5 protein-coding genes and 1 pseudogene are annotated in these 6,149 nt (G+C 72.7%); 4 read left to right on the forward strand and 2 right to left on the reverse strand.

Going from position 1 to position 6,149, the window contains the following annotated elements; translation table 11 throughout:
• Nucleotides 1-20: 20 nt before the first annotated feature.
• Complete coding sequence (locus AB0N76_RS21895) at nucleotides 21-1,145, reverse strand: alpha/beta hydrolase-fold protein (RefSeq protein WP_363559304.1); 1,125 nt, start codon at nucleotides 1,143-1,145, stop codon at nucleotides 21-23.
• 356 nt (nucleotides 1,146-1,501) lie between these two features.
• On the opposite strand from AB0N76_RS21895, the gene AB0N76_RS21900 reads away from it, so the two are divergent.
• The 4 genes from AB0N76_RS21900 to AB0N76_RS21915 are packed head-to-tail and all read left to right on the forward strand — an operon-like array spanning nucleotide 1,502 to nucleotide 5,527.
• Nucleotides 1,502-2,521 carry a substrate-binding domain-containing protein gene (locus tag AB0N76_RS21900; protein ID WP_363559306.1) on the forward strand — a complete coding sequence of 340 codons (1,020 nt, stop codon included), beginning with the start codon at nucleotides 1,502-1,504 and terminating at the stop codon, nucleotides 2,519-2,521.
• Entirely contained in the window at nucleotides 2,518-3,555 is a 1,038-nt protein-coding gene (locus AB0N76_RS21905; RefSeq protein WP_363559308.1) for an ABC transporter permease, read from the forward strand. Before AB0N76_RS21900 ends, AB0N76_RS21905 begins: the two co-directional genes overlap by 4 nt.
• On the forward strand, nucleotides 3,552-4,424 hold the full coding sequence (locus AB0N76_RS21910; RefSeq protein ID WP_363559310.1) for an ATP-binding cassette domain-containing protein: 873 nt from the start codon (nucleotides 3,552-3,554) through the stop codon (nucleotides 4,422-4,424). Before AB0N76_RS21905 ends, AB0N76_RS21910 begins: the two co-directional genes overlap by 4 nt.
• A 41-nt stretch (nucleotides 4,425-4,465) precedes the next feature.
• Nucleotides 4,466-5,527: an ROK family glucokinase gene (locus AB0N76_RS21915; RefSeq protein WP_363559314.1), complete on the forward strand. Its 1,062-nt coding sequence runs from the start codon at nucleotides 4,466-4,468 to the stop codon at nucleotides 5,525-5,527.
• Between the two features lie 93 nt (nucleotides 5,528-5,620).
• Here the strand turns inward: AB0N76_RS21915 and AB0N76_RS21920 are convergent.
• Nucleotides 5,621-6,149: pseudogene (locus tag AB0N76_RS21920) on the reverse strand (hypothetical protein); the annotation flags it as partial.

A 6,149-nucleotide genomic window follows, 5' to 3' on the forward strand; every position in this document is an offset into this window, starting at 1 on the left:
CCTCATCGCGTGGGGTGGGGTTACTGGACCGGGATGACGCCGGTCAGCCACTCGAAGACGCCCGGCACCATGTCCTTCCAGACGTCGCTGGAGTGCGGCCCGGTGGTCTCGACCACCTGGATGGTGGTGGGCGCCTTGGCGGCCGCGGCGATCGCCTGGCCGTCCTCGTAGCCGTCGCCCTTGTTGCCGGAGACGTACAGCGAGACCTTGGGCGGCTGGGCGGCGGTCTTCAGGATGTTGACCGGGTTGTTCGCCTCGCGCAGCTTGGCGTCCTTGCCGACCAGCGAGTCCTTCTCGGTCGCCGGGTCGTTGTAGCCGGAGAGGCTGACGCCGGCCCGGTAGCGGTTCGGGTGGGCCAGCGAGAGCTTGGCGGCGCAGTGCGCGCCGGCCGAGTACCCGGCGATCGCCCAGCGGTCCGAGGAGGGGTCGGCCCGGAAGTTGTCCAGGATCATCTGCGGGACGTCCCGGGTCAGCCAGGTGTCCGCGTTCACCTTGCCCGCGATGTCGGTGCAGCCGGCGTCGGTGCGGTTGCCCAGCAGCAGGGTGCGCGGCGAGACCAGGATGAACGGCGCCACCTTGCCCTGCTGCATCAGCGGCTTGAGCTGCTCGGAGACCTTCAGGGTGCCGTACCAGGTGGAGGAGGAGCCCGGGTAGCCGGGGATCAGCTCGACCACCGGGAACTTCTTGTCCTTGAACGCCGGGTCGTCGTACTGCGGCGGCAGCCAGACCAGCACCTCGCCGTCCACCCCGGACAGCTGGCCCTTCAGGTCGGTCTTCTTGACGTCGCCCGGCACCTTGGGGTCGTCGACGCCGCGGAAGGCCTGCTGGACCTTGTTGGCCGCCGGCTTGGCCGCGTCGCCCGCCGGGGCGCCGCCGCCACCGCCGGCCGCGTTGCCCGCCGCGCCCGTGCCCGCGCCCGGGTCGGCCGGCGGGACGACCGGCACCGCGCGCACGTGCTTGCCGGTGCCGAGCAGGTCGTCCCAGCTGCCGTAGATCAGGTTGGCGTTGTTCACCATGACGAAGACCATGACCACGGCGGTGGCCTGGCAGAACACGATCATCGCGAGCCGGGACAGGACGCGCACGGGCTTGGGACCCTTGGCCCGGCCCCAGCACCACATCGCCACGGCGATGGAGATCGGCACGAGGATGACCGTGCAGACGAAGAATGGCGTACCTGTCAGTTGCATGAAGTTCTCGTATCCGGGTTCGAAGCCGCCCGGGCCCCACTCGCCCGGAACGCCACCTCAATGGCATCAGACGGCCTGAAACGGGGATCGGTTGCCGTCCGAATCTGTGCGAAACCTGAGAGGAACATCACGTTTACGCGTTGCTCCCTTTTCGGGCCCGCCCTAGTCTGCCACCCTGACAGGCTCTGCCCGGACGTCGCGCTCAGCGGACTCCCAGGAATCCCCCCGCAGGGCACGATACCGTCCGCACGGATCGGGCCGCCGGGCGAGGCGGTGCGAACGCGCGTCCGCCGGGCAGCGAGACTATGGGGATGAGCACAACCCGCATCAGTCCCGTCCGCCGGCTCCGGCCCGTCTGCGCCGCCCTGGCCCTGATGGTCGCCGTCGCCGGCTGCAGCAGCACCGGCGGCAGACGCGCCGAGCAGGCCCGCGCCAAGGCGGCGGCCGGCGCCGGCAGCGCCGTCACCACCCCCCGCTGGAAGGTCGCCATGGTGACCCACGCGGGCGCGGGCGACGCCTTCTGGGACACCGTGCGCAAGGGCGCCGAGCAGGCCGCGGCCAAGGACAACATCACCTTCCTGTACTCCAACGACGCGCAGACCCAGAACCAGGTCCAGCTCGTCCAGGCCGCCATCGACCAGAAGGTCGACGGCCTGCTGGTCACCCTCGCCAAGGGCGACGCGATGGCCGACGTGCTCGGCAAGGCCAAGGCCGCCGGCATCCCCGTCATCACCGTCAACTCCGGCCAGGAGTACTCCGCGAAGTTCGGCGCGCTCACCCACATCGGCCAGGACGAGACCACCGCCGGCCAGGCCGCCGGCGCCGAGCTGGCCGGCCGCGGCCGCAAGAACGTCCTGTGCGTCATCCACGAGCAGGGCAACGTCGGCCAGGAGCAGCGCTGCTCCGGCGCCCAGGGCAAGGCCGGCGGCGCGTTCCAGGTGCTCTACGTCGACGGCGTCAACATGCCGGACGCCCGCGCGGCGGTCTCCGCCAAGCTCCAGGCCGACCCGGCGATCGACACCGTGCTCACCCTCTCCGGCCCGATGGCCGCCACCGGCCTGCAGGCGATCCAGGACGCCCGCCGCCCGGTCGAGCTCGACACCTTCGACCTGGGCACCCAGGTGGTCTCCGGCCTCAAGGCCGGCACCGTCGGCTTCGCCGTCGACCAGCAGCCCTACCTCCAGGGCTACGAGGGCGTCGACCTGCTCTGGCTCTACCGCTCCAACCTCGACATGCTCGGCGGCGGCAAGCCGGTGGCCACCGGCCCGCAGATCCTCACCAAGGCCGACGCCGACGCGCTCGCCGAGTACGTCGCGAGGGGGACGCGTTGAGCACCACCGACGTCCTCGCCCAGGAGCGTGAACGCCCGGCGGCGCTGCGCCGGCTGGCCGCCCGGCCCGAACTGGGCGCGCTGATCGCCGCCGCCGCGGTCTTCCTGGTGTTCGCCGCCGTCGCCGAGCCCTTCCTGCGGGTCTCCTCGCTGGGCACCGTGCTGTACGCGGCCTCCACCATCGGGATCATGGCGGTGCCGGTCTCGCTGCTGATGATCGGCGGCGAGTTCGACCTCTCGGCCGGCGTCCTGGTCACCACCGCCGCGCTCACCTCGTCGATGGTCTCCTACCAGCTCACCGCGGTGACCTGGGTGGGCGTGCTGGTCTCGCTGGCCGTCACCCTCGCGGTCGGCCTGTTCAACGGCTGGATGCTCGCCCGCACCAAGCTGCCGAGCTTCATCGTCACCCTCGGCACCTTCCTGATGCTGACCGGCGCCAACCTCGGCGTCACCAAGCTGGTCTCCGGCACCGTCTCCACCAAGCCGATCTCCGACATGGAGGGCTTCGCCGCCTGCCGCTGGCTGTTCGCCTCCGAGGTCACCGTCGGCGGGCTGACGATCAAGGCCACCGTCTGGTGGTGGCTCGGCCTGCTGCTGGCCGGCAGCTGGGTGCTGCTGCGCACCCGCTTCGGCAACTGGGTCTTCGCGGTCGGCGGCGACGCGGCGGCGGCCCGCGCGGTCGGCGTCCCGGTCGCCCGGACCAAGACCGTGCTCTACCTGTTCGTCGGCTTCGGCGCCTGGGTGCTCGGACAGCACCTGCTGTTCTCCTTCGACACCGTGCAGTCCGGCGAGGGCGTCGGCAACGAGCTGATCTACATCGTCGCGGCCGTCATCGGCGGCTGCCTGATCACCGGCGGCTACGGCTCGGTGGTCGGCTCCGCGCTGGGCGCGCTGATCTTCGGCATGGTCAGCAAGGGCATCATCTACGCCCAGTGGAACCCGGACTGGTTCAAGTTCTTCCTCGGCGCGATGCTGCTGCTCGCCGCCCTGCTGAACTCCTGGGTCAAGCGCCGCGCCGAACGGGGGCCCCGATGACCGCGCCGGACACGACGACCGAGCTGCTCTCCCTGACGGGCGTCGGCAAGACCTACGGCACCGTCCGCGCGTTGGAGGACGTCTCGCTGACCCTGCGGGCCGGCGAGATCAGCTGCGTGCTCGGCGACAACGGCGCCGGCAAGTCCACCCTGATCAAGATCATCGCGGGGCTGCACCAGCACGACGAGGGCACCCTCACGGTGGGCGGCGAGGAGGTCCGCTTCGCCTCCCCGCGGCAGGCCCTCGACCGCGGCATCGCGACCGTCTACCAGGACCTCGCGGTGGTGCCGCTGATGCCGGTCTGGCGGAACTTCTTCCTCGGCTCCGAACAGGGCCACAAGCGCTGGGGCGGCCTGCGGCTGGACGCCGACGGCATGCGCGCCACCACCCGCCGGGCGCTCGCCGACATGGGCATCGACCTGCCCGACGTCGACCGCCCGATCGGCACCCTGTCCGGCGGCCAGCGCCAGTGCGTGGCCATCGCCCGCGCCGTGCACTTCGGCGCCAAGGTGCTCATCCTGGACGAGCCGACGGCCGCGCTCGGCGTCAAGCAGTCCGGGGTGGTGCTCAAGTACGTCACCGCCGCCCGGGACGCCGGCCTGGGCGTCGTGCTGATCACCCACAACCCGCACCACGCGTACCTGGTCGGCGACCACTTCACCCTGCTCAAGCGGGGCCGGATGGCCGGCAGCCACCCGCGGGCGGAGATCGGCCTGGAGCAGCTGACCACCGAGATGGCCGGCGGGTCCGACCTCGCCGAGCTCTCCCACGAGCTCGCCCGGCCCGGGTCCACCGGTTCTCCGTCCACCGACTCCCCGTCCACCGACTCTCCGTCGACCGATTCCGCAGAGGAGCGTCCGCAGCCGTGACCAGCCCCCAAGGCCCCGGACGGGCCCCGGTCCTGCCCACCCTGCTCGGCCTGGGGCCGCGCGCCGAGCGCCGCCGCCGGGCCCTGCCCGCCGGGCTGCTCCGGCTGCCGACGATCGGCGTCGACATCGGCGGCACCAAGGTCGTCGCCGGCGTGGTCGACGGCGAGGGCAAGGTGCTGGAGAAGCTCCGCACCGACACCCCGCACAAGTCCAAGAGCCCCAAGGTGGTCGAGGACGTCATCGTCGAGCTGGTGCTGGAGCTGGCCGACCGGCACGACGTCCACGCGGTGGGCATCGGCGCGGCCGGCTGGGTCGACGCCGACCGCTCCAAGGTGCTCTTCGCCCCGCACCTCAACTGGCGCAACGAGCCGCTCCAGGAGGCGCTCAGCGAGCGGCTGCGGTTCCCGGTGATCGTCGAGAACGACGCCAACGCCGCGGCCTGGGCCGAGTGGCGGTTCGGCGCCGGCCGGGGCGAGGAGCACATGGTGATGCTCACCCTGGGCACCGGCATCGGCGGCGCCGTCGTCCGCGACGGCTACGTGGACCGGGGGCGGTACGGGCTGGCGGGGGAGTTCGGGCACATGCAGGTGGTGCCCGGCGGGCACCGCTGCCCGTGCGGCAACCGGGGCTGCTGGGAGCAGTACTCCTCGGGGAACGCGCTGGTCCGGGACGCCCGTGAACTGGTCGCCGAGGAGTCCCCGGTGGTCCAGCCGCTGTTGGCGCTGGCCGGCGGCGCCGTCGAGGGCATCACCGGGCCGCTGGTCACCGAGGCGGCCCGGGGCGGCGACCCGACCGCCACCGAGCTGCTGTACGACGTGGGGACCTGGCTGGGCGTCGGCATCGCCAACCTGGCCGCCGCCCTCGACCCGGGGCGCTTCGTCATCGGCGGCGGCGTCTCCGAGGCGGGCGACCTGCTGCTCGGGCCCGCCCGCGACACCTTCCGCCGCACCCTCACCGGCCGCGGCTTCCGGCCCGAGGCGACCATCGTGCACGCGGCCCTGGGCAACGAGGCCGGGCTGGTCGGCGCCGCCGACCTGGCCCGCCAGGTGGCCCGCCGGTTCCGCACCATCAAGCGCCGCCGGGTGGAGCGGGCGGTGCCGTAGGGGGCGGACGGGGGCGACTGACAAATGACAGCTGACAGATAACAGATGACGTTATCTGTCAGCTGTTATCTGTCAGTTGTCAGTTGTCAGCTGTCAGCCGGACTGTCCCCAGCGGTTGCGGCCGTTGGCGTCCGGGCGGCAGACCATCGGGGTGCCCGCGCTGGTCACGCCGGTCGCGCCGGCCGGGGAGCAGAACGAGCCCTGGTGCACGGTGCCGGCGCTGCCGCCGGTGGTCGTGCTCGACCCACCCGTGCTCGATCCACCCGTGGTCGAGGAGCTGCCGGTCGAGCCGTCACCCCCGGTCGTGGAGCCGCCGGTCGTGGACCCGCCGGTGCCGGACCCGCCGGTCGTCGTGGTCCCGCCGCCGTCGGCGGGCTTGCTGGTGGGCGCGGCCGGGGTGGGCTTGGGGGCCGGCTTCGAGGTCGGGGCCGCCGGGGCCGGGGTCGGCGTCTCGGGCTGCGGGGCGGGCGTCGGTGCCACCGGTGCGGGCGTCTCGGTCACCGGCGGGGCGGGCGGCGCCGTCTCGGTCGGGGCGGGCGCGGGGGTGTCCGTCGGCGCGGCCGCCGGCGTCTCGGTGGGGCGTAGAACTGGTGGCCTTCCTCGTCCTCGCCGGCGGGCACGA

It is taken from the genome of Kitasatospora sp. NPDC093806 (assembly GCF_040683335.1).
GTDB lineage: Bacteria > Actinomycetota > Actinomycetes > Streptomycetales > Streptomycetaceae > Kitasatospora.

What these genes read in the sequence shown, in the direction of transcription:
- AB0N76_RS21900 (WP_363559306.1), top strand. Translation starts at nt 1,502, where the DNA reads ATGAGCACAACCCGCATCAGTCCCGTCCGCCGGCTCCGGCCCGTCTGC.
- AB0N76_RS21910 (WP_363559310.1), top strand. Translation starts at nt 3,552, where the DNA reads ATGACCGCGCCGGACACGACGACCGAGCTGCTCTCCCTGACGGGCGTC.